The organism is Paenibacillus sp. Negev47 (assembly GCF_058313655.1).
Genome location: NZ_CM177754.1, coordinates 3,623,576 through 3,648,808, shown reverse-complemented (window position 1 = coordinate 3,648,808; position 25,233 = coordinate 3,623,576). Strand labels below are relative to the sequence as shown.

At 46.3% G+C, this 25,233-nt stretch carries 17 protein-coding genes; 15 read left to right on the top strand and 2 right to left on the bottom strand.

Translation table 11 applies throughout. The annotated features are described in order from the left end of the window. Positions 1-17 precede the first annotated feature (17 nt). Positions 18-884 carry a helix-turn-helix domain-containing protein gene (locus AC4G47_RS16285; protein ID WP_491101827.1) on the bottom strand — a complete coding sequence of 289 codons (867 nt, stop codon included), beginning with the start codon at positions 882-884 and terminating at the stop codon, positions 18-20. Between the two features lie 162 nt (positions 885-1,046). On the opposite strand from AC4G47_RS16285, the gene AC4G47_RS16280 reads away from it, so the two are divergent. The 5 genes from AC4G47_RS16280 to AC4G47_RS16260 all read left to right on the top strand — a co-directional run bounded on the left by AC4G47_RS16280 (position 1,047) and on the right by AC4G47_RS16260 (position 9,372). After that, the gene (locus AC4G47_RS16280) at positions 1,047-2,579 is read left to right on the top strand and encodes a glycoside hydrolase family 43 protein (RefSeq protein WP_491101826.1); all 1,533 of its coding nucleotides are present in this window, start codon (positions 1,047-1,049) and stop codon (positions 2,577-2,579) included. 7 nt (positions 2,580-2,586) lie between these two features. After that, the gene (locus AC4G47_RS16275) at positions 2,587-4,146 is read left to right on the top strand and encodes a glycoside hydrolase family 43 protein (protein WP_491101825.1); all 1,560 of its coding nucleotides are present in this window, start codon (positions 2,587-2,589) and stop codon (positions 4,144-4,146) included. 115 nt (positions 4,147-4,261) lie between these two features. Next, positions 4,262-5,941, top strand: a complete 1,680-nt coding sequence (locus AC4G47_RS16270; RefSeq protein ID WP_491101824.1) for an extracellular solute-binding protein — start codon at positions 4,262-4,264, stop codon at positions 5,939-5,941. Positions 5,942-6,007: 66 nt separating this feature from the next. Beyond that, the gene (locus AC4G47_RS16265) at positions 6,008-7,765 is read left to right on the top strand and encodes a sensor histidine kinase (protein ID WP_491101823.1); all 1,758 of its coding nucleotides are present in this window, start codon (positions 6,008-6,010) and stop codon (positions 7,763-7,765) included. Further along, complete coding sequence (locus AC4G47_RS16260; RefSeq protein WP_491101822.1) at positions 7,750-9,372, top strand: helix-turn-helix domain-containing protein; 1,623 nt, start codon at positions 7,750-7,752, stop codon at positions 9,370-9,372. Before AC4G47_RS16265 ends, AC4G47_RS16260 begins: the two co-directional genes overlap by 16 nt. Before the next feature lie 117 nt (positions 9,373-9,489). Here the strand turns inward: AC4G47_RS16260 and AC4G47_RS16255 are convergent, their stop codons facing one another. Then, on the bottom strand, positions 9,490-10,257 hold the full coding sequence (locus tag AC4G47_RS16255) for a response regulator transcription factor (protein ID WP_458126879.1): 768 nt from the start codon (positions 10,255-10,257) through the stop codon (positions 9,490-9,492). A gap of 274 nt (positions 10,258-10,531) precedes the next feature. On the opposite strand from AC4G47_RS16255, the gene AC4G47_RS16250 reads away from it, so the two are divergent. The 10 genes from AC4G47_RS16250 (at position 10,532) to AC4G47_RS16205 (ending at position 25,166) form a co-directional block, all read left to right on the top strand. Beyond that, positions 10,532-11,887: an extracellular solute-binding protein gene (locus AC4G47_RS16250; RefSeq protein WP_491101821.1), complete on the top strand. Its 1,356-nt coding sequence runs from the start codon at positions 10,532-10,534 to the stop codon at positions 11,885-11,887. A 116-nt stretch (positions 11,888-12,003) separates the two neighbouring features. Continuing rightward, positions 12,004-14,895, top strand: coding sequence for an extracellular solute-binding protein (locus AC4G47_RS16245; protein WP_491101820.1), 2,892 nt, complete (start codon positions 12,004-12,006; stop codon positions 14,893-14,895). A 58-nt stretch (positions 14,896-14,953) separates the two neighbouring features. Beyond that, the gene (locus AC4G47_RS16240) at positions 14,954-15,871 is read left to right on the top strand and encodes a carbohydrate ABC transporter permease (protein ID WP_458127238.1); all 918 of its coding nucleotides are present in this window, start codon (positions 14,954-14,956) and stop codon (positions 15,869-15,871) included. Between the two features lie 2 nt (positions 15,872-15,873). Continuing rightward, on the top strand, positions 15,874-16,749 hold the full coding sequence (locus tag AC4G47_RS16235) for a carbohydrate ABC transporter permease (protein WP_105409724.1): 876 nt from the start codon (positions 15,874-15,876) through the stop codon (positions 16,747-16,749). Between the two features lie 15 nt (positions 16,750-16,764). Next, positions 16,765-18,228: a hypothetical protein gene (locus tag AC4G47_RS16230; protein ID WP_491101819.1), complete on the top strand. Its 1,464-nt coding sequence runs from the start codon at positions 16,765-16,767 to the stop codon at positions 18,226-18,228. Further along, the gene (locus AC4G47_RS16225; protein WP_491101818.1) at positions 18,212-18,847 is read left to right on the top strand and encodes a Yip1 family protein; all 636 of its coding nucleotides are present in this window, start codon (positions 18,212-18,214) and stop codon (positions 18,845-18,847) included. The genes AC4G47_RS16230 and AC4G47_RS16225 overlap by 17 nt, the downstream gene beginning before the upstream one ends. Positions 18,848-18,864: 17 nt before the next feature. Then, positions 18,865-21,330 carry a DUF5696 domain-containing protein gene (locus AC4G47_RS16220; RefSeq protein ID WP_491101817.1) on the top strand — a complete coding sequence of 822 codons (2,466 nt, stop codon included), beginning with the start codon at positions 18,865-18,867 and terminating at the stop codon, positions 21,328-21,330. A gap of 157 nt (positions 21,331-21,487) precedes the next feature. Continuing rightward, complete coding sequence (locus tag AC4G47_RS16215) at positions 21,488-22,333, top strand: carbohydrate ABC transporter permease (protein ID WP_491101816.1); 846 nt, start codon at positions 21,488-21,490, stop codon at positions 22,331-22,333. A gap of 17 nt (positions 22,334-22,350) precedes the next feature. Further along, a complete protein-coding gene (locus tag AC4G47_RS16210) occupies positions 22,351-23,295 on the top strand; it encodes a carbohydrate ABC transporter permease (RefSeq protein ID WP_491101815.1) in 945 nt (314 codons plus the stop codon). Between the two features lie 173 nt (positions 23,296-23,468). Beyond that, entirely contained in the window at positions 23,469-25,166 is a 1,698-nt protein-coding gene (locus AC4G47_RS16205; protein ID WP_491101814.1) for an RICIN domain-containing protein, read from the top strand. The last annotated feature ends 67 nt before the right edge of the window (positions 25,167-25,233 follow it).

The window sequence follows — 25,233 nt, the reverse complement described above, 5'->3', positions numbered from 1 at the left end:
ACATTAGCTTGTTATTATCATGATAACAGTTCAATGGCGTCACGTCGTTGTTTGCTATATTTGCCTGGAGAGATGCCGACCATTTTGGTAAAACTCCGAATAAAGTTGGCATAGTCACTAAAGCCCGATTGAAAGCAAGCATCCGTAATACTCATTCCTTCAGACAGGTGGAATTTGGCCCGTTCAATCCGACGACCCAAGATGTAGGACCTGATCGTCAATCCGGTATGCTTTTTAAACTGGCGGCTGATATAAGTACTGTTCATATAGAAGGCTTCCGCAAGTTTGCGAAGTGTAATATCTTCATTCAGATGTGTCTCAATATAATCCATAGTCTCACGTACCAGTTCAGGCATAATGTCATGAGGAACAAAGGAATTGTTGTGAAAACAGACGTTAATCATGACCAGCAATTGGGCTATCACTGCATTCATTTTGATATCCGCGCCATAAGCATCGGAAGCAAGTAATCCTTCCAGCTCGCTCGTCCATTGCAATATCTGCTTCAGACTACGATCGTCGAGGTGAACGATGTTGCCTGTTCCTTTTGAACGATGATCAAAACAAGACGACAGGTTGGTTGATGTAGTAGACAACTGATGAAGGTACGTTTTTTTAAGATTAATTGTAATTCGCTCATATTCAGATTCATCCAAAATAAAGGCTCGATGCATCTCTGCAGGTGACATCACAAGTAGATCTCCCGGCTGCACATGGTAACATCGATTTTCTACATAAAAGTGAACATTGCCACGAAGAAACAGGTAGATCTCGTATGCATTATGGCGATGATAGATCGTTTCCAGCTTATACGTCGTTACTCGATGCAAGTACAAAAGTTCTGGCTGGATGGGATCATAAAAATACTCAGAGGACCCACTCATGAAGCACCTCCCGTCATTTCACGCAATAAATAGAGCGGATAACGCAATGAAATTGTACTCAGCTTACCTTAAAATGTAATCATCCTATCATGGTATCCTTTGTATTGCAAACGCTTTCGCACAAAAAGATAACTAATAACGATTATAGGGGGAATTCTTTCGATGAATCATCATTCTACATCACAAGCTGGTGAGCAAAACCCAGTCCAGTCTGCCAAACTGGAGAATTTTACAAAGGAGATTGGGAAGCTTCGTCCCAACGGAAATCCTCTGATTGCCCACAAGTTTGGAGCCGATCCCTATGCTTTGGTATTTAACAATCGAGTCTACTTATATATGACTAGTGATAAGCTCGAATATGGTAAGGACGGTATTCCTCAGAAAAACAGCTATAGTTCAATCAACCGGATCACAGTGATCTCTTCAGATGACTTGATTAACTGGACCGATCATGGTGAGATCAGAGTTGCTGGACCTCAGGGGGCAGCGAAATGGGCTTCGCAATCCTGGGCTCCGGCAGCTGCTCATCGAATAATAGAAGGCGAAGATTGCTTCTTTCTTTATTTCGCAAACAATGCCAGTGGAATAGGTGTATTATCGGCACCAACACCTGTAGGTCCATGGATAGATCCAATAGGAAAAGCACTTGTTACAAGAGAGACTCCGGGAGTAGAAGAAGTAACTTGGCTATTCGATCCTGCTGTGTTCTTAGATGACGATCATCAAGCCTATCTCTATTTTGGAGGCGGTATACCCGAAGGGAAAGCCGAGAAACCGGATACGGCAAGAGTTATGCGATTGGGAGACGATATGATCAGCGTCGTTGGCAATGCGAAGGTCATCCCGGCGCCATATATGTTTGAGGATTCAGGAATACATAAATATAATCATATTTACTACTATACGTATTGCTCCAATTTTGACGAGGGTGATCGGCCAGAAGGCAGTCCACCGGCTGGAGAAATTGCATATATGACCAGCGTTCAGCCAATGGGGCCATGGACATATCAGGGAACGTTGCTCCAGAATCCTGGACACTTCTTTGATATTGGAGGTAATAACCATCATGCTATATTCCAACTGGCCGATCAGTGGTACATTGCCTATCATGCTCAGACGTTATGCCAGGCCATGAATATTCCTGAAGGTTACCGCTCAACGCATCTGAATCGAGTCGAACATGATGAGGCCTCTGGTCGGATCAAGGAGGTACATGCAGATTATCAGGGCGTAGATCAAATCAAGTGCTTTGATCCCTATCAACGGGTAACTGGTTCAACGATTGGATGGAGTAGTAGTGGCGTATCAACAGAACAATATCACGACGCTGTTGAGCTGTCTGCTGAGGTGTCAGCATCAGAATCGAATGTGATTTCAGCCAAGCTGAAGAGCGACAGCTGGATTGCAATATCGAACGTCGATTTTGATCGTGAAGGACCTGAAATATTCAAAGCTATTCTTGCGAATCAAGGTACAGAAGGTACGTTGGAACTTCGGCTTGATCGTACAGACGGACCGTTAATTGGAGAAATGATTGTTTCGTCCACGACTGGATCACTTCACTGGATGGAACGAACAACCGAAATTACGGGTGCGCAAGGTGTTCATACCTTGTATATTATGCTTAAAGGCTCAACAGACAGCTCAAACATCCTTTTAAGAGAATGGAAGTTTAACAGAAAAGATGAGGTGTAAATGAAGCATGTATCCAAATCCAATTATTTGGGCCGATTACCCGGATCTTGACGTCATTCGTGTAGAGGACACGTATTATATGGTCAGCACAACCATGCATATGATGCCAGGATGTGTCATTCTCCGTTCATATGACCTGATTCAATGGGAAGTAGCTACCTATGTGTACGACACATTGGACGATACTCCAGCCCAACGGCTAGTGGATGGTCAGCACATTTATAGCAAAGGCATGTGGGCCGCCTCTCTTCGTTATCATCAAGGGGTGTTCTATGTAATCTTTGTCGCGAATGATACCCGTAAAACATACTTGTACACGTCCACATCCATCTCAGGAGTGTGGAAGAAGCAGCTAGTGGAAGGGTTCTACCATGATTGCTCCTTATTCTTCGACGATGATGAACGGGTATATCTCGTGCACGGTAATGCCGAGATCTATCTGACCGAATTAAGCTCTGACCTGTCCGGTCCCAAACCTGGTGGAGTACATCGCTTGATTGTAAAAGAACAGCAGCCTTATCACCTTGGTTATGAAGGAGCACATTTCTACAAGATCAACGGGAAATATATCGTTTTCCTGATTCACATCACGAAAGCTTCCGGACGTAGAACACAGGCGTATTATATGGCTGACTCTCTGGAAGGTGTTTTCGCTGGTGGAGAAGTATTCAATGACGACATGAATTATTTCAATTCAGGCGTTGCTCAGGGCGGCATTGTGGATACGCCGGATGGTGACTGGTACGCGATGCTGTTTCAGGATCATGGGGCCGTTGGCCGTATCCCTGTACTGGTTCCGCTACATTTTGATCAAGATATCCCGGTGTTTGCAAGCAAAGCTCCGAAACAGATTAACATCCCGAGTACCAGACCAGAGTACCGTTATAATCCATTGGTCGGGAGCGACCGTTTCGATTATGAAGTCGAAGAAGATGGACGAATACGCCTTCGTGATTTCTGGCAATGGAATCATACACCTCATCATGAACTCTGGTCCGTTACAGAAAAACCGGGGGTTTATCGTGTTCGAACTGGACAGATCAGTCCAAATCTGACGTTTGCCGTAAACACACTAACCCAGCGTTCAATGGGGCCTGCTTGTGAAGCGACGGTCACACTCGATGGCACTTCCCTAAAAGATGGAGATTATGCAGGGTTGTGCTTTCTAATCGGTTCGTATGGCATGATCGCTCTTACGAGAGAGCAAGGCTCGTTTTTCCTGGTCATGCATGCCAGAGATAGTGAGGATCCAACGATATTTGGCAACCTGATCGATCAGCAGCCAGCGACTGAACATGCACGTATTACAGTCTCCGATCCAATCGTTAAGTTGAAAGCATTCGGAAATTTTGAAAACAATCTGGATGAGTGCTCTTTTGCCTATTTTGATGGGATGAAGTGGAGAGATCTAGGGATTCACCATAAAATGATATACAAACTGGATCATTTTATGGGATGCCGGGTTGGTTTATTTGTATATTCGACCCAAATGGTTGGAGGAACAGCTGACTTTTTCAGTTTTGACTATCACGTAATCAACCCTGATGAGATCAAGGAAAATCCATAAAGGCCGCCCAACGGCGGCTTTTCGTATTCAGTGGGTACAAGTTGTTGTACAATGATATGGATTCAAGCTGACAGAGAGAAGAGAGTTGTTCACACCGAATTGGGGGCATGTCGTCATGTATAAGAGATGGTTGGACATATCAAGATGGACGTTCATTCTGTTCCTTGCCGTGTGCATACCAGCAGGCCACACCGAAGGGAATTCTGATCAACATCATTCGCAACTGGATGGCGAGCAGATGCAACCTCCCTCTACGTTTGGGAGATACTCTCCGCCCATAGAGGTCTCTTTTGTCAGGGAAACCGGAGATGACCTTGAGCGAATGATTGGTCAGTTGCCAGGTGAGACAATACTGGATAATCGCTGGACTCGTTTGTACGAGACCGAGCTGGGTATTCATATTCACTATGATTGGATTGCGAACGGAGATGTGTACAGTCAGAAGCTTGGCGTATCTCTTGCTGCAGGACGTTTCCCGGACGTGGTCAAAGTGAATCCATACCAACTTAGACAACTGAGCAATGCTGGAGTGATTGAAGATTTAACGGATGTATACCAAGAGCATGCTTCTCCACTTACGAAGAGAATATTGGAGGCGGAGGGAAGAGGCGCATTCGACGCAGCGACCATTGACGGCAAACTTATGGCGATTCCCGAATCATCTTCCTCCATTGAGACAGCGCAGTATCTGTGGATTAGAACCGATTGGCTGGAGCATCTGGGGCTGCAATCACCCAAAACGCTGGAAGACGTTCTGCTAATATCGAAAGCGTTTACAGAAAGAGATCCTGACGGGAACGGAGAACAGGATACATACGGACTGGCGCTAACGAACCATCTATGGGATCCCGCCATGGGAGCAGCAGGCTTGATGTCCGGATACGGCGCATTCCCCAATATATGGGTCAAAGATGCAGAAGGCAATCTTACTTATGGGGGGATACAACCTGAAGTTCGCGAGGCTCTGCAAGTACTGCAAACCATGTATCTTGACGGGCAATTGGATCCGGATTTTGGTTACAAAAGTGGGAGTAAGGCGTTTCGTCTGGTTCAGGATGGAAAAATAGGAATGCTCTACGGCGAGCAGTGGACATCCTTTATGCTTCAGACCACCCGGGATACAGATACAGATATAGAATGGCAGGCATATCCTATTGTTGCGAAGTCAGGCAGGGATCTATTTGTACCCCTCCGTTCGAACACAGGCCAATACTTTGCTGTAAAAAAAGGGTTTTCTAATCCTGAGGTTGTCGTGAAGCTCATGAATCTGCATCTGGAAACCAATTGGGGGGATCAGGCACAGTACGAAACATATTACAATGACGATTCCCGAGCGGTGTGGATGCTCTCACCCGTTACTCCTTTTCCCGGTAACAAAAATATAGATGCCTACAAGGAAATTCGTGATGCCAGGAGTTCAGGAGATTACTCGGCTCTGCAGAATGAAGCCCTTGCGATTCACAAACGAATTGTTGCCTACGATAGGGATGGTGTGAAGAGTGGCTGGGGTTGGAATCAAACCTACGGACCTTCGGGTGCTTTTAGCATTGCAGATTCATACGAGAAGAACGGTCAACTTCTCTATGACCAGTTCACGGGCGGAATTACGGACACCATGGTGGACCGGCAGATTATTCTGCGGGATCTCCAGCTTGAAGCCTATATGAACATTATTCTGGGTAGGCCAATAGATGAGTTTGATCGATTTGTAGAGAACTGGCGCAAGCTGGGCGGAGATCAGATCACATCGGAAGTTAACGCGTGGTTCCGAACCAACAAGCCAAAGGAGCAATAATGTTCACACTTACTACTGTACGCATACAAGGAACTAATCCAGCCTTTGGCATTGGAGGTGGAAGCATTGATCAAGATTCCTGCTAAATCATGGTTTAACAGTATATTTGTGCGATTGATATTCACCTATCTGGTCTTCGTGCTTCCCCTTATTCTTCTTGGCGTGTATCTGTATCATTGGAGTTATGACAATGCAAGCCAGGAAATATCCTTGTCAACGGAGAGACGTTTGAACCAATATGTAGTGGAACTGAATAGGGAAATGGAATGGATGGAGCTACAGCAGTTTGATATCGTCGAGGATCGTAAACTGAATCGATTGGCGATTCTATGGAACATGATGGATCAGGTTGAGCGACGGGATACGTTGAATTATCTGACTGAACGGCTCGCGTCATTTAAGAACAGCACGGCTTACATCAAAAACGTCCATGTACATATCCCTACCGTCGGCAAAAGTATTTCCGCGACCCAAGGCATCGATGATTTCGATGAGAGTTCATATCTATACTTTAGTTCAGGCATGCAAGGAAAAGGTACACATTTTACCGTGAAAGAGAACACCATGAACATGAGTGCCGTCCGGCTGACAGGTACGAGAGGGGAAGCACCGCTATTTGTCATTCAAGTGGAGCTGGATACAGAGCACTTTCAGAATGAACTCACTCGGCTTAATTTGTACCCGGAGAGTTCCACTTTTCTGATTGAGGACCGAACAGGGTATGCCATCACAGATAAGCAACAAAGCAGTATTATTCTCGCGAATTACCGTGAGCATAGTGCACAAGGTGCACTTGATGGTTTTCGGTTGAAGGTGGGGGGCACGTTGTATCACGTTAGTCAGTTACATATGGACTCGCTGGGATTGTCCGTAGCTACATATTTGCCCGAAGAAATAGTAACCAGGCCACTTAGCAAGTTCTATCACTGGGCTTGGCTTTTTGCAATGACTTCATTTGTCGCCATCACGGCGTATCTCTATTCAAGCTACAAACTGATTCACATTCCATTACTATTGTTAGTGAAAAGATTCAAAAAAATGGAGGGCGGCGTGCTTGATGTCCCCATCGCGCACAATCGAAAGGATGAGTTTGGCTTCCTATACACCCGTTTCAATCAAATGATTGAAAATCTTCAATCCCTGATCGACCGAGATTTCAAAAAAACAATGATGATGCAGCGAGCCGAATTGAAACAGCTCCAATCTCAAATCAACCCTCATTTCCTGTACAATAGTTTTTTTATTTTGAATTCGCTCGCCAGAACAGGGGAGACAGAACGTATTGAACAGTTCACTAATATGCTTGGTGAATATTTCAGGTTCATTACCCGAAATGAAACAGATCACGTCAAGTTAAAAGAGGAAGTTGAGCATTCACGAATCTATACAGAGATCCAACAGTTGCGATTCTCCAGACGAATCAAAGTCGATTTCGGGCCACTTCCAGTGCAAATGGAACATATTGAGGTGCCCAGACTCATCATTCAACCGATTATTGAGAATGCCTATGAGCACAGTCTTGAAAAGAATACGTTTCCTGGCCTTCTGATTATCGGGTTTCATATGGAAGCTCCATATGCAGAGATTACAGTGGAGGACAATGGTAATGATTTGGAAGAAAGCCACATCCATGTTCTTCAGCAACGTTTACACATGGACGGAGGCACGGATGAAATGACGGGATTGATGAACATTCACCGACGTCTGGTTCTGACATATGGAGAAGGAAGCGGGCTTTTCCTATCCAGAAGTGAGCTGCAAGGATTGAAAGTCACAATTCGAATCCAGTGGAAGGAAGGGGAAAGCGAATGTATCGACTTTTAATTGTGGATGACGAGGAGATCATTACGGACAGTCTCTATGAAACGTTCGCCAGGCATATGCCTGACCGGCTTGACGTATGCAAGGCCTATTCCGCGACAGAAGCTCTATCCTGGATGCAACGATCAAGAATAGACATCGTTCTAACGGACATTCGTATGCCGGGTATGAGTGGTCTGGAGCTGACAGAGCGGATTCAGAGCAGTTGGCCGAATTGTCGGACCATTTTTTTGACAGGACATAGTGATTTTGATTATGCCTACCGGGCTTTTCAAATGCGCAATGTGCGTTACCTGCTCAAAACGGAAGGTTATGACAAGGTGATGGGAGTTGTCGAAGATGTGATGGAAGAGATCCGGCAGAGTCACAGCATGCTTGAAATATTGGAACAATCGCGTGAATTCAATTCTCAACTTGCAGTGATTCAGCAAGAGTCGTATTTGAGGAAATTACTTCAGGATTGTACAGCAATCATATCTGGTCCAGTCGAGATGCAAGATGAATTGTCCAAACGAGAGATAGATTTGCGGTTCGACACACCCGTTTATCTCATATTGGGTCGGTTCAATAATTCGTCAGGAGCAGGTTCGGAGCCCACACAAGCCCAGGAATCTGTACGCATTATCGGCTCATCTTTGATGCATGAGCGAATGGGGTACGCTAGTGTAACAGATCATTACGGTGATGTGGTCTGGCTGCTTCAGCCGAAGCAGGAGGAGATGGAGAACCGCAAGATCGTACGATTTCTTGAGGGTACATTGGAACTTGTGCAGGAAGCTTGCATGGTTTCACTTGACGTATCCATCGCGTTTACATTAAGTGGGCTGAGCTGTCATTGGTCCGAGATAACAAAACAATATGAACGGTTGAGATTGCTTCAATGGATGAAAGTCGGAGATGGGGTATCCATGGTACTCACGGATCATAAGGATGATCTTTCGGCAGGTGCACCCAAAGAATCCATGCGGATTTCCAGTCGGATCGAGATCATGTCAGGTTACTTGGAGACAGGAAGAATTCAGCCATTCTACGACATATTTGAGGAGCTTGCAGGTGAATTGTTGCAACAAGATATAACGATGGAACGTGCAATGGAGACATACTACAACCTCGCATTGTTACTGCATTCGACCATTAATCGTTGGAGTCTTCAACAGAAAATCCCGGAACATCGAAGCTTGCTTCATTTGGGGGAGTATACCTGTATGAAGGATGCCGTGCAATATCTATACCGTGCTGCCGATGAGTTAGTCCGATTCAAGCGATCAAATGAACAAGAACGTGCTAACGTTGTCATTCACTCTTTATGCAATTACGTCAAGGATAACCTTGAGAAAGATCTATCATTGGTGAGATTGGCTGAACTTCATCATTTTAATCCGTCTTATCTTTCGCGATTCTTCAAACAGGAAATGGGCATTAACTTGTCTGAGTTCATTGACGACTGCCGGATCAGGAGGGCCAAAGAATTGCTTCAGAATACAGATCTCATGGTGCGCGAGATTGCACTTCAAGTGGGGTATGAGGCAGCGCATTCGTTTACCCGACTGTTCAAGAAAATAACGGGCATGACGCCTCAGGAGTACCGGGACTCTCTTCTGGTGCGCTAAATAGGAAGCATTGTGATAGCGAGAGGTACGACAGGCATCGCGAAAACCGCAGGGCATTAGACCTGCGGTTTTGTCTGTTAGCTTTACATGACAACGATAGAAGAAGATGATCCGTCCCTAGGCGCTGTTCATTTTTTGTCTTCGATATGCATTCGGGCTGGAGCCGGCATAAGCTTTGAATTTTTTATAGAACCAGTCAATATCCTTATAACCTACCTCAATAGCAACCTCATATATGCGCAGATTCGTGGAAGACAGCAGTTGCTGAGCCTTTTCCATACGTTGTTGAAGCATGTAATCGTTAAAAGACATTTTCTCTTCCAGTTTGAACTTCTGACCAAGGTACGCACAATTAAAGTGGAGCATGTCTGAGATTTTCTTCAGCGTAATTTCATCACTCAGATGATCACGTACATAGGCCTTGACGATGCGAATAACATGACTGGAATGCAGAGGCTTACCATTCATTTGAACGGGTGTTTTGAAAAAAAACGACGTTTTGTGTGCCGGGTCCGTTTCAAGCTGGGATCGAAGGCTATGCAGACTGTTAAGTAACGAAGAGGCGCTTACAGGATGCGGAAGATAATCATTCACTTGATAAGTCAAAGCTTTACGCACGAGCCTGAAGTGATCTCTTCCGCCCATCAAGAGGATGGGAATCTGACTTTTTTTCCGAATATCGTTGCATAACCATAGACCCGCGGTATCGAACCTCTCTGTATGTACCATAACAAGGGAAAAGTCTCGTTCAGACAATGCGGTCAAAGCTTCGGACGATGAGAACACACAATTAGCGATAGTATATTGAGCTTTGCTACGTAGCAACAACTGTTGCAACTCTCCGCACAAACGACGGCTGAAATCCACAAGTAAAATATCATACATGAAGCAATACCTCACCTTCTCCTGAATTGTAATCCAATAGATCAACCGAAATATGGCTTAGTTTCATTATGGTAATAAAAGAAAACGCATACAATGTGCATATTTTTGCAGAGAGTCCATTTCTTTACCAATTGGAACCTAGAATGTACCCAGCTTGTTAAATTACGCAAAAATCTATAATTAGTCAGGGTAAACACCTGTATTCCGGCGGGTTGATGGCGCTTTCATTTGGAAGCTACACTTTGAGAGCAAACGACAATCAGGGGGGAAGACGATGAGAAAAAAAACGTTCATGCTACTCAGTTTGGTTTTATCCGTAATGTTGTTCATCACCGCTTGCAATTCAGCACCGACAGCTCAGCCCGAACCGGAGACCAAGGTGCCACAAGAGGAACAGACGACTAATGAAACCGAACCGAAGAACGAAACATCCACACCGGAGATGGACTTTGATATGGGAGGCAGAACAATCAAAGTAGTCGCTTGGTGGGATATGGAAATAACAGATAACAATCCGGACAACATTCAACGCATCGAGAATCTGGAAGCGCTGAAGAAAAAGCATAACTTCGAAATCGAATATGTTTCGATCGATTTTGGCGAATATCAAGAAAAAGTCGTGGCATCCCTGATGGCGGGCGAACCGCTGGGTGACTTCGTACGACTGGGTAAAAACTATGCCATTCCGGCACTGACCAAGCAAGATCTGTTATGGCCAGTTGATGAATATACGAAGAACGACCAAGTGTTCAATCAGAAAACCACGAAAGAATATATGCAATATGAAGGAAAAGGCTATGGATTTACCGAGGATAAATCCTCTTTCATTAACGGTATTTTTTACAATCGTACACTGATGCAAGAACTGGGCTTGAAGCCACTTCAAGATTATGTCGATGCAGATGAGTGGAACTGGGATACGTTCCTCACAGTTGCCAAACAGGCCAATAAGGACCGGAATAATGATGGAAAACTTGATACATGGGGATTAGCTCAGACGGGACTTCTCGAACCCATTCTGTACTCCAATGAGGCATCTCTAACGAAAGAAGATAAGCAGAACCTGGAAGATCCGAAAACCAAAGAGGCACTGAATTTCCTCTCCAAATTGGCTACGGAAAAAGTGGGCAGAGCTTCAGAAGGGGGAGACTGGACGGAGCCAGCAACCTTTTTCCGTCAAGGCAATACCTTGATGTATTCCGGCGCCATGTATGAGATTGAAGGGATCAAGACGGATATGAAGGATTACGAAATCGGCTTCGTGCCATTCCCGAAAGGACCGAGTGCTTCGGCCTATCATTCCGGGGAATCGCGCTACCAGGCTATAACGATCCCAAAAGCTGTAGAGAATCCGGAACAACTGATGTATATCTGGGAGAAAATCAATGAGATCGATTCGATCTATGATTACCCTGAACAATCTACACTGGAGACACATCTGACCGAGGAAGCTGACATCAACAATGCTCGAACCGTTGCTGAGGGCATGTTGGTTCTTGATCACAATACATTCCCTTCATTGCCATTCTGGGATTTTGACGGTGAACTCAAAGAAGGTGTTTCGGTGTCAACACTGATCGAGAAATACAAGGCACCTTTCCAGGCAGCGATTGACGAGGTATACAAATAAACGAAAATTTAAGGATCACGGGCAGAACGCATCCACCATATGCGGTCTGTCCGGGTTAGTTATACGCATAAATGCAGTTGTCTCAATGCTTAAACGGAAAGGGGATACATTCGAACATGCGGTCACGGAAGAAAAAGGGGCTTATCCTGGTGCTCATCTTGGCCTTAGTCCTCTCCATTTGGACCATATATCCATCACGAGATCGTGGTCCGTCAATGGTACACGCACTTGAGGATTTTGAAGCTATAGCGAATACGGGAGATTCACGCAGCTATGAACACTACATCTCTACTCACACCAATACAGCCAAGCCGGATCAAATCGTGCGCATTGAGGGAGAGTCTTTTGTCCATACGGAAGGTGAAGGATTCGAAGTGATTGATGGATACGCCGGATTAGACGGAAGTGCGGTCATAACGCCAGAAGCCGGAATGATCGGTTGGGATGTTCCAGTTCAGGTCAGTGGACTGTATCAGGTTCGCATTCACTATTATCCCGTAGCAGGCAAAAGCTCTGGTATTGAGCGAAAGTTGGAAATCAACGGAGAGGTTCCCTTTAGGGGAGCTGACGTTCTTTTATTAGACAGGGTATGGGGCAATCGTGAAGATAACGTTCGCAGGGACGATCGTGGCAACGATCTGAGACCAAGACAAGTGGAACAGCCCGATTGGCAGCTAGCTTCCTTTAAGGATAGCGCGGGTTACTTCGAGGAGCCGTTTCAGTTTTTTTTCGAGAAAGGCAACCAGAAGTTATCACTCACCTCTCTGAGAGAAAGCATGGCGATCGACTATATCGAGTTGTACAAGGAAGAGAACATTCCGTCCTACGCAGAATTGGAGACGACTTATGAATCGCTTGGTTTGAATGCTGCTCCCTCAACCATCTTGAAGATTCAGGGAGAACATGCCGTAAGCAAATCCTCACCTACACTTGCACCGATCTCAGATCGGTCCAGCCCTTCACTCGAACCCTACGATGTATCCAAAATTCGTATGAATGCCATTGGAGGCCTTAATTGGAAGCTGCCTGGTGAATGGATTGAATGGGAAGTCGATGCCCCGGAGGATGGATTGTATCAAATTGCACTAAAAGCCAAACAGGATCAACTTCGCGGAGTCTACGCCACCCGTAGCTTAACGATTGATGGCAAATCTCCATTCAAAGAAATGAAGCGCATCCGCTTTAACTATAGCCCGGATTGGGAGACACGGGTATTGGGGGGAGATGAGCCCTACCTGTTCCATTTGAAAAAAGGAACTCATCGTATACGAATGACGGTGACCCTTGGGGATATCGCACCATTGCTCAGAACCGTGGAATCCAGCGTGCTGGATCTGAATGAGATGTACCGCAAAATTTTGATGATCACCTCTAACAAGCCAGATCCGCTAAGGGATTATCAACTGGAACGTCGTATTCCCGAGATGACGGAAATGTTTGAAGAACAAGCGGATATTCTTCGCTCCGTAGCAGATTATCTTGAGAAGGCTACAGGTGAGCAAAGTGATAAGGTAGCCGTACTTCATGCGATGGTCGTGCAACTTGAGGATATGGCAGCACGACCAGAGACCGTACCTAAACGACTGGATACGTTCAAAATTAACGTAGGTGGTCTGGGAACCTGGATTCTATCTGTTCGTGAACAGCCCATTGCAGTTGATTATCTGCTGGCCTCCTCACCTGATCAGCATCTGCCAAAAGCTGAAGCCACGATGCTACAGCAAGTTAAGCATGAGTTAGGTGCATATGTTGCTTCCTATACCGAAGATTATGACAGCATTGGTAACACCGAAAAGCTAAAGGATTCCATCACGGTATGGATTACGACCGGGCGAGACCAAGCGCAGGTTCTAAAAGGACTGATTGATGAATCCTTCACCCCGGATACAAATGTTTCGGTACAGTTGCGTCTCGTTCCACCGAATATTTTGTTGCCTGCTACGCTGGCAGGGGAAGGACCGGACGTTGCCATGCAGATGGGTGAAGATATACCGGTCAATTACGCGATGAGGAATGCCGCAGCTGATCTGAGCAAGTTCCCGGATTTTGAAGAAATTTCGGGCAGATTCCGTGAAAGCGGTTTGACGCCATATCGATACAACGATGGAGTCTATGCATTGCCAGAGCAGCAGCATTTTCCCATGTTGTTTTACCGCAAAGACATCTTAAGTGAGCTTGGTCTGGAGCCACCCAAAACGTGGCAGGACGTCTATAATGCCATAGCAGTGCTGCAAAAGCACAATATGGAGTTCTATCTGCCGATTGAAGATACGCTGAACAATGCCAATATGGTTCCGAATGCAACATACGCAATGCTGCTGTACCAGAATGACGGAAAATTCTATTCGGATGACCAGCAAAAAAGCTCGCTGGATTCGGAAATTTCAATGGAAGCATTCAAACGGTGGACTCAATTTTACACCAATTACAAATTTCCACTCAAAGCCGATTTTCCAAACCGATTTCGTACAGGAGAAATGCCCATTGGTATTGCCGATTACACGACATATAACATGTTGACGGTTATGGCACCTGAAATTCGCAACCTGTGGGACTTTACAATTGTTCCGGGAACCGAGCTTCAGGACGGCTCCGTGAGACATGAAGTTGCAAGCGCGACGAGCGCGGTCATGATGCTGGAGAATGCCAAGAACAAAGAGGCTTCTTGGAAATTTATGAAATGGTGGACTAGCAAGCAGACCCAGGTTGAATTCGGAAGGGAGATGGAAGGGCTCATGGGAGCTGCCGCTCGATATCCTACAGCCAATATGGAGGCATTGGAGCAATTGCCTTGGCCGGTGAAGGATTATCAGAATCTGGAGAAACAATGGCAGTGGGTGCAAGGCATTCCACAGATCCCTGGAGGGTACTTTACAGGTCGTCATCTCGACAATGCCTTCCGTAAGGTGGTTAACGCAAACGAAAATCCGCGTGAAGCCCTGTCAGACTACGTGTTGTACATTGATGATGAAATTGAATTGAAACGCAAAGAATTTAATCTGAAATAGAGGAAAGGGAGGGTAACGGTTGCAGCCCAAAACAGCCAAGACATCCGCCGCTCCTGCCATCCATGCGCGGCAGGTCAGCTGGTGGTCCCTGTTAAAAAGGGATCTATACCTGAGCAGGCACTATTACGTATTAATGGCACCGTTTATGCTGATCTTCTTCATGTTCACTGTAGTACCGGTCGCCATCTCACTTGGACTAAGCTTTTTCCACTTCAATATGCTGGAACTGCCTCGTTTCATTGGTTGGCAGAATTATTCACGGCTTTTTCTGAACGACGACGTATTTCTGATTGCATTAAAAAACACATTGCTCTTTGCCGTGATCACGGGGCCTCTCAGTTATGTTGCCTGCTTTTTGTTTGCCTGGATCATCAATGAGCTGTCTCCCAAAATCCGAGCGATCATGACGCTTGTATTCTACGCTCCATCCATATCAGGCAACGTTTTCTTTATCTGGCTTATCATTTTCTCGGGTGACAGCTATGGATATATGAACGGCTTTCTGATGCGTCTCGGTGTCATTTTGGAGCCTATTCAATGGTTGGCTAACGAGAAATATGTACTGGCGATTGTGATCCTTGTTCAACTTTGGCTTAGTCTGGGCACGAGCTTTCTTGCTTTCATTGCGGGTCTACAGACCATTGACCGTTCTTTGGTCGAAGCGGGTACCGTGGATGGAATCAAAAATAGATGGCAGGAGCTCTGGTATATTACACTGCCTTCCATGAGACCACAGCTGATGTTTGGTGCGGTAATGCAGATTACAGCATCGTTTGCCGTTGCCGAAATCTCGATCGCATTGGCGGGGTTCCCAAGTGTTAACTATGCAGCGCATACGGTTGTAACCCATCTAATGGACTTTGGCACGATTCGATTCGAGATGGGATATGCCTCGGCGATTGCAACCGTCTTGTTTGCGCTCATGCTCGGAACGAACGTTTTGACGCAAAAAATGCTGAGAAAGATAGGTGAATGACAATGACCAGCAAGGTACGGGCCGTCTTTGGCATGTCGAGAAAACTCAATCGGTCCTTTACCGTCAGTCTGATGCTATTTGCACTGCTGGCCCTGTTCGGATCATTCATGGTGTTGCCGCTTATCTACGCCGTGAACAATGCGTTCAAACCGCTGGATGAGTTGTTCATATTCCCACCGCGCTTCTGGGTGAACAATCCAACCACGGAAAACTTCTCGGATCTGATTAACCTTATGGGCAACTCATGGGTGCCGTTATCTCGATATATAGCAAATACATTGCTTATCACGCTTGTGGGCACGGCGGGGCATATCCTTCTTGCTTCTGCAGCAGCGTATCCACTGGCAAAGTATCGCTTTCCTGGTTCAAAAGTGTTGTTCACCATCGTCATACTATCACTCATGTTCTCACCGCATGTGACCGCGATTCCCAACTATATGGTCATGTCCTGGCTGGGATGGATCAACACACATGCTTCCATTATTGTGCCATCGCTTGCATTTTCACTGGGACTGTTCTTGATGAAACAGTTCATGGAACAGATTCCAGATGCATTGCTGGAGGCTGCAAAGATCGATGGGGCTAACGAATACCGAATATTTTGGAGCATCGTGATGCCCAATGTTAAACCAGCCTGGCTTACGCTCATGATATTGCAGTTTCCCGCTCTTTGGGGAACAGATGGCGGCAGTTTCATTTATAGCGAAAATCTCAAGACCTTGCATTACGCACTCAGCCAGATTATTCAAGGGGGGATTGCTCGGGCAGGGGTTGGTGCTGCGGTAGCTTTACTACTCATGATTGTACCGATTACCCTGTTCATTATCTCTCAGAGCAGTGTCATACAGACAATGGCTACTTCAGGCATGAAAGAGTAGAAGGGAGGCAGCAAAGTGCGAAAAAGCACATGGAAAAAATGCGGATGGATCACCATGGGCATCGTCTGCCTCCTGTTCTCAGGTACAGACGCAGCACCCGCGAACGCGGATGGTTCAGCAGACGCGTATCATTACTCCTATTGGGGAGAAACCGTTCCCTCTCCAGCGGCATACGAAGCGACGGGAATGATTACAGGCACCAAGCTAAAGATCGGAGCATTCAAAGAGCCCAGTGATCTGCATGTGACAGCCGATGAGCATGTGTTCGTCCTGGATTCGGGCAATGGCCGTATTGTAGAGATGGATCGTGACCTGAAGCTGATTCGAGAGATTGATTCATTTGAGCGGGATGGCAAGAAGGATCATTTCAAAAATCCTCAGGGACTGTATGTTACGAATAACGGACATATGCTCATAGCTGATTCGGATAATCACCGGGTGGTGCATCTGGATGAACAAGGTCAATTGGTCAAGGTTGTGGAACAACCGCAATCAGATCTGTTAAAACCGGATTTTCAGTTCAAACCGCTGCGAATTGTCATGGATAAAGGAGAACGAATCTACGTCATGGCAGAAGGCGTTTTTGATGGATTCATGGAATTCAATGCGGATGGTACATTCTCTTCATTCATAGGAGCAAACAGGGTTCAGGTAGACCCGGTGGAGTACCTTTGGAAACGATTTGCAACCCGGCAGCAACGGAGTCAGATGGTCATGTTTACCCCGACAGAGTTCACTAATTTGGACATGGATGAAGAGGGATTTATCTATGCAACCAGCGGGGACCGAGGCAAGGAGCCTATCAAGAAACTGAATGCCCAAGGAACAGACATCCTTCGAAGAGAGGGGTATCAACCACCCCAAGGGGATCTAAAGTACAGCAATGAGCTTGGGCCTTCTCGTCTGATTGATGTGGATGTAGGAGAAAGCGATATGTATTCCGTCCTGGACTCCAAGATGGGCCGGATTTTTACGTATAACGGTGATGGTTACTTACTCCACATCTTTGGCGGGATCGGAAATCGACTCGGTCAATTCAATACGCCAGTTGCGCTGGAGCGTGTGGGGGACCGAATGCTGGTACTTGACAAAGCGCTTGGTGAGATCACTGTATTTCAGACGACAGATTATGGTCGAACGCTGCATGAGGCAGTTCATAGTTATTTCAATGGGAATGAAGATAAAGCCTCGGTACTTTTCTCCAAAGCTGCTGACATGAATGCGAATCTGGAGTATGCCTATGCGGGGATCGGCAAAGCGTTGCTTCGTCAGAAGGAATACGCAGAATCTGCCCAATACTTCAAGCGAAGCATGGAGCGTGAAGGATACTCCAAGGCATTTCTCTTGTTCCGCAAAGACCTGTTGCGTGAGCATTTCTCGTGGATGATGTCCGGTATTTTTCTGATTGCAGCCACAATTGTAACCGTCATCATCGTTTGCAGGCAGAAAAGGAGGACAACGAATGCAGGCGTCAAGTAAACAACTGTACCAATATCCGCTGCATCTCATTTTTCATCCGTTTGACGGGTATTGGGAACTGAAATATGAGCGGAACCAGAGAACCACGCTGTTCATTGCATGCATGATTCTGGGGCTGCTTGTGGTCACCAAAATTCTTCACGCCCAATACAGCAGTTTTCTGATTAATTTCAACAATCCGAATCACTTGAACAGCCTGCTGGAAGTCATGTATGTCATTATTCCCGTGTTGTTCTGGTGTGTAGCCAATTGGTCGTTAACTACGCTTATGGACGGCGAAGGAAAGTTCTCGGAAATTTTTATGTCTACATGCTTTGCGCTGGTCCCGCTATTTCTTATTCAGTTTCCATGGATCTGGCTGAGTCTCGTCATTTCTGTGCAGGAAACCGCCTTTTATTATTTTTTTAATGCTCTTGCCATTGGCTGGACATTGTATCTGTTATTTGTAGGAAATATGACGGTACATCAGTATTCACCAGGTAAAACGGTGCTCACGATGCTGCTGACACTTGTTGCCATGGCATTTATGGCATTTCTATGCCTGCTGTTCTTCAGCCTGGTGCAACAGATCGTGTCCTTTGGAGTTACCATCTATCAGGAATTAGTGCTTCGGGGCTAAGGAAGGAGGAATGTGCAATGAAATATGCCGTAGCTAAAAAAATAACCGGAATGTTGCTTATTAGCGGCCTGCTCATTAGTGGTTGTCAGTTCTCCTCCACACCAGCGACCGAAGTATCTGCTACTGCTGTGGAGCAGACCGGAGTTCCCACCCTGCCTCCCGGAGAAAAACTGACAGCTTCCTTTAGAGATGAGCGTCTTCCAGATATGATCGGGATCGCCCGAAACGAAGCGTTGCAGTTGTTCATCCATGAAGGTACGGCCGAGATTGCAGTACTACACAGGGATAGTGGCCAGATATGGCGCAGTAATCCGGAGAATCGCGAGCAGGATGGGATCGCTGCCGGGATTAATAAAGACCTCCTGTCATCGCAAACCAAGCTCAGCTTCTTCAACAATCTGGGGCAGAGCAGTACAGTGAATTCGTACACCGATAGTGTAGGGCATAAGCAGGTGAGTTATGAAACTCTTCCAAACGGTGTTCGAGTGAATTATCAGTTCGGGAACAATGAGAGTTCCATTGAAGACCTGCCGGTGAAAATAAGTAAAGAACGGTTTGAACAAAAGCTTTTGTCCCAGCTCGACAAAGCAGGACAACGAGCGTTGAAGGTTGGTTATGCAGAGGACAAGGACGAAGGTGTCTACGTCCGAATCGACAAAGCCATGCAGGGTCTGCAGTTATCCAGAGCTTTGAAAGCTTTTGAAACAGCCGGTTACACCTCGGAAGATCTTGCACAGGACCATGCAGAGCATGGGATTGAACAAGAGAGAAGTGGTCCAAGGCTGTTCATGATCACGATGGAATATGAGCTGGAAGGAGAGGACTTGCTAGTACGTGTCCCCGCATCCGGCATTCATTTCCCGGAACAATACCCAATCAACACGATATCCGTACTGGATTACTTCGGGGCAGGAAGTGCGAGCGACGAGGGCTCCATGCTTGTGCCTGATGGTTCAGGAGCATTGATTCATTTTAACAATGGTAAGCTCCAGTACCCCGGTTATCAGCAAGATATTTATGGACCGGATATGACGATGAAGCTGCGGGAGGCAACCTCGAATGAAGCAAAAGCAAGGCTTCCGGTATTTGGCCTGATTCGGGAGGGCGGTGCTTTCCTGGGGATCATCGAGGAAGGCGCTGCAGCGGCTGTTGTGAATGCGGATATTAGCGGCAAACTGAACAGCTATAACAACGTATATCCAAGCTTTTATGTCATGAACAAGAGTGATGTAACTCTCCAGGCGAGTGATATGGTTCGAACACTTCCGAAATTCCAGAAGAAGCCGACCTCATCTGATTTTGTGGTTCGTTACGCATTTGTCGGCGCAGAAGAGGCTTCTTACTCTGGCTTGGCTGGTCTATACCGGAATTATCTGCTCAGCACGGGAGGTCTTTCCGAAATGCAAGCGAGTGAGGGGAAAGCAGATATTCCTTTTTACCTCAAACTGGTCGGCGGAATGACAACCCAAAAACATATGCTCGGTATACCTTACGATTCCACTCAGGCATTGACTTCCTTTGAGGAAGCGCAGCAAATTCTGTCTACGCTCAAGGAGAAGCAGGTAGCAAATATTCAGGTCCTCTATGCGGGTTGGTTCAACGGGGGACTGAAACATCGACTCCCGGATTCCATTAAAGTGGATGGGGCATTGGGTGGGAAGAAAGGCATGGGGAAATTCAGTGATTATGCTCGTGAAGCAGGGATCGCTTTCTATCCGGATGTCGCTGTGCTGAACGTACATTCGAGCAAAGGATTCAAACCATCCAAAGAGGCTTCACGGACGCTAACTCAGGAACCGGCGGCTTTGTATCCCATGGACCCTGCAAGACAACGACGTGACCGGGATCGATTACCATCATACGTTCTGTCTCCTAACGTACTGGATGAGGTCACGGAAGAGATGTTGAAGGAACTCAAGCCATTCCAGACAGATGGACTGTCTCTCCGGGATCTGGCAGAACAGCTGAACAGCGATATGAATCCGAAGAAGCTTATGGATCGGACGGAGGCAGTGCAGCACATAACCAGTACGCTTGAACTTATCAAGCATCAGGCAACATCCGTTGTCGCTGAGGGAGGCAATGCTTATGCACTCCCCTATGTGACATCCTTGACGGATGCACCCATGACTAGCAGCCGGTTCAAGCTGGAGGATGAAGAGATTCCATTCTTCCAGTTAGTTGTACACGGTAGTATCAGTTACACCGGTTCACCCTACAATCTCACGACTTATACGAATGCAAGACAATATGTCTTGAAACTGATTGAATACGGAGCGAGCCCTTACTTTACCTGGTTTAACGCACCGAATCATGTCGTGAAAGAAACGGATTATGATAACCTTTACGCTGCGAACTACGAGCAGTGGATTGACCTTGCTGCGGAGATGTATACCGAGGTCAATCAGGTAAACCAGTCGTTCGCCGGGCACCCCATGATATCGCATGATCAAGTGGCGGAAGGTGTATTTCGGACAACGTAGCTAATGGCGGATTCGTGCTCGTTAACTACAACGACACTCCCGCACAAGTTGAGAATCATACCGTGGAAGCCCAAAGTTATGTGACAGGTGGTGAGCAGCTCTGAAAACGCTCCTGAAATTGAAATGGGGAAGTCGTACGTACGCTCAGCAGAAAGCCATGTGGGGTATCATCTACGTGCTTCCCTGGCTTGTCGGGTTCGTGCTGTTCTTCTTTGTTCCACTGCTGGCTTCCCTGCGATACAGTCTGAGTTCGATTCAGGCCAATGCAGAAGGAATATCAATTCAATTCACAGGTGTAGCCAACTATATTCAGGCGCTTACTGTGAACACAAGTTTCAACAGGGCATTGATCGAATCTATTACAAATGTCATCGTGAACGTGCCTCTGATCGTCATATTCAGCCTGTTCCTTGCCGTTATTCTGAACCAGCAGTTTAGAGGCCGTGCGGTGGCGAGATCCATCTTTTTTCTGCCAGTCATTCTGGCATCCGGGGTTATCATGTCACTGGAAAGCACCAGCCTAATTGATGCTGTGAATCAGAACAGCACCGGTGGAAGTGCACTCGGCACATTTGAACTGGAAAATCTGATGATCGATGCCGGGGTCAGCGAGTGGATTGTAACGTACTTAAGCAGTGCTGTTGATCGCATCTATCAGGTTGTCAGTCAATCCGGGGTACAGATCTTAATCTTCCTGGCAGGCATTCAGACCATCTCGCCTCAACTGTACGAAGCTTCCAAGATGGAAGGTGCGACAGGGTACGAGTCTTTCTGGAAAATTACGTTCCCGATGGTCAGCCCGCTTATTTTCGTCAACATGATCTATACGGTCATCGATTCTTTTGCGAATAATGCCATGACCGAACTGATCCGGGATACCGGATTTGTCAAATTTGATTTCGGTTTGAGTTCCGCCATGGCCTGGGTCTACTTTTTGGCTATCGCCATCATTCTGGTGATTGTATCCATTATTTTCTCCAAACGTGTCTTCTACCAAGATTAGAAAGGAGGGTGTCCAGCGTGACGACATCACGATTATTATCGTTGGAACACTGGAAAGGCTGGTTGTGGTCCATCGTGCGATTCATACTGATAACGGGCCTTTCCTTTGTTATCCTGTTTCCGATATTCCAGAAAGTTTCGACATCCATTAAGGATAAGGGTGACCTGTATTCTGCGGTAGTGGTATGGATTCCTCAGAACTTCTCGATCGACAATTTCAAGCAGGCCATTCATGTTATGGATTACTGGACAACGCTGTTTAATACCTTTGCACTGTCTGCAACGACGACGCTTCTGACCACAATCTCTTGTGCCCTAGCGGGATACGGGTTCGCCAGGCTGAAGTTCAAGGGGAGCAACTGGTTGTTCGCAGGTGTTATCCTAACCATTTTGGTTCCCCCAACTACGATTCTCATACCGGTATACCTGAACCTCAAAAGTTTTGATCTCATGGGGCTCATAACACTGATTGCAGGCAAACCGGTGAATCTGCTGAACACCTACTGGCCATTCATTCTGACCGCGATTACAGCCAATTCGTTAAAGGCGGGATTATATATTTTCATCTTCCGCCAGTTCTTCAGGGGTATACCCAAGGAAGTGGAAGAGGCGGCTTATGTTGATGGTGCAGGGATTAGCCGAACCTTTGCCCGAATTATGTTGCCGAATGCCATTCCATCGATGGTGACCGTCATGCTATTTTCCTTCGTATGGCAGTGGAACGACAGTTTCTATACGACAACCTATCTGACATCGAGCAAAGTAATGTCCACACAGTTGTCTTCACTCCCATATAATCTGGCCCAACAAGTCAGCGATGGAGCTTCCAAGGCTGATCCATTTTACTTGAGCATGATTCAGGACACAGGTATATTACTTGCCATTCTGCCACTGATCATCATTTATCTGTTTGTACAGCGTTACTTCGTGGAGAGCGTAGAACGCACAGGTATAGTCGGATAATACAACCGGGTGTAAAGACCTGATTTCTATGGAAAGGAGAGAGGCATCATGCAAGAGAGAATGCAGTTCTTGGTTTGGAACGGCTTACGGAAACGTGCACCCACAGCTGTTGAGTCTGCGGTTCACTACTCACAGGTTGATTGTAACTCAATTCAATATCAGGAGGAATAATATTGAAGAAGATCATAACGTCATGCAAAATGATGCTGATTCTTGCATTACTGATTACCATAGTTCCATGGGGAGGCGGTCGTGCTGAAGCATGGGTAGGTATGCCAATGGGCAAGCTTCATGTCAATGGTAAACACTTGGTGAACAGCAGTAATCAGCCCGTGCTTCTGAACGGCTGGCATCAGCCTTCTGGTGCGTACTGGACATACCAGAACAGCAACTATTATCTCAATCTTCACGGAAACAATCGTCATGCAGCTACACTGGCTTATCTGAAAGACATTACCGATACGTTTACAAGCACCAGCCCAAAATACGGAAGCAGCCATGGCTGGAATATGAATCAGATTCGTCTGTTCATTGACCGTGAGGACATGGGTGATGTCGCGGCAGGAACTTACAATTTTGCCGGGGTACAAGCCGTAACGCAGAACGTGATCATCCCTTATATTCAATATGCCAAAACCAAAGGTGTATATGTGACACTTGGACTTGACTTTACATTGAAGGACGACCAGGCTACGACGCCAGCCAACCTGCAAAAATTCAATCAAATCTGGGGTTACCTCGCTGCAAGGCCGGAAATTAAAAGCGCGGATAACGTACACTTCGAGCTGATCAATGAGCCGGTGAAATCATATGCCAACGGGCATTGGGGCGGCTATAACGGCGAGAATGACTTCGTTGATCACTGGAACGACCTGCGCAATTTCCAGAATTCCATCATCTCAACGATCCGCAGCCAAGGCGCAGATAATGTCATCTGGGCTGCGGGTCTTGGATACAACCAATTTTACAGCCTGACTGCAAGCCATCCACTAACAGATCCGCTGAACAACTACGGTTATGCCGTTCACTGGTATCCAGGGTACGGTGCATATGACAACTTTTCGATCCTTCAGGATCAGTGGAATACGAATGTGAAGGCTGCGGCCGATAAATATCCAATCAATATTACAGAAGTAACGTGGTTCAAAAAGAAAGCTGGCGATTCCGCTTACTGGGATCTGTTCAACGGTAGCAATGAAGGCTTTGGTAACAATACCAAAACCATTTTTAATGCATCAGGCAATGTCAGCATTGCAGCACATATGAACGGTTTTATTCTGGATGAAGGACCACGAAGCTCCTTTGCTGATCCTACGGCAGGCCTGAAGTGGGACGGGGATGCTTCACGGAGCGCGATGGGACGGTTCCTCTTCAACTGGTACCATGAACGTGCACAGTCTTATCCGAACGTTGGCGCACCAACAAATGGATTGATCTCGGGAACAACCTACAAGATCGTAGCCAGACATTCAGGCAAGGTTATTGATGTTCCTGGAGGTCAAAATGAGAACAATTTACAGCTTCAGCAATGGAGTGATTTGGGGGGCAATCCTCAAAAGTGGGTGTTGAATCAGCTGGCTGGTGGGAGTTACACGTTAACCAGTGTAAACTCACCTGACAAAGTCATCGACATTCGTAATGGTACGAATAACAACGGTGAAGTGGTTCAGTTGATGAGTAATCTCAATACCAGTGCACAGCATTTCAAAGTTAACGATCTGGGCAATGGGTATTGGAGCATTATCAACGTGAGCAGCAACAAGGCTATTGAGGTAGCAGCTTCATCTACAGCAGATGGTGCAAAATTGCAACAGAACGCTTTTACGAATGCAACGAATCAGCAATGGAAATTCATTGCAGTCAACAACTAAGTTAAGTCTATATCTGCTCCAAAGAAAACGGACCCGTTTCGCATATTCTGCGAGTCGGGTCCGCCTT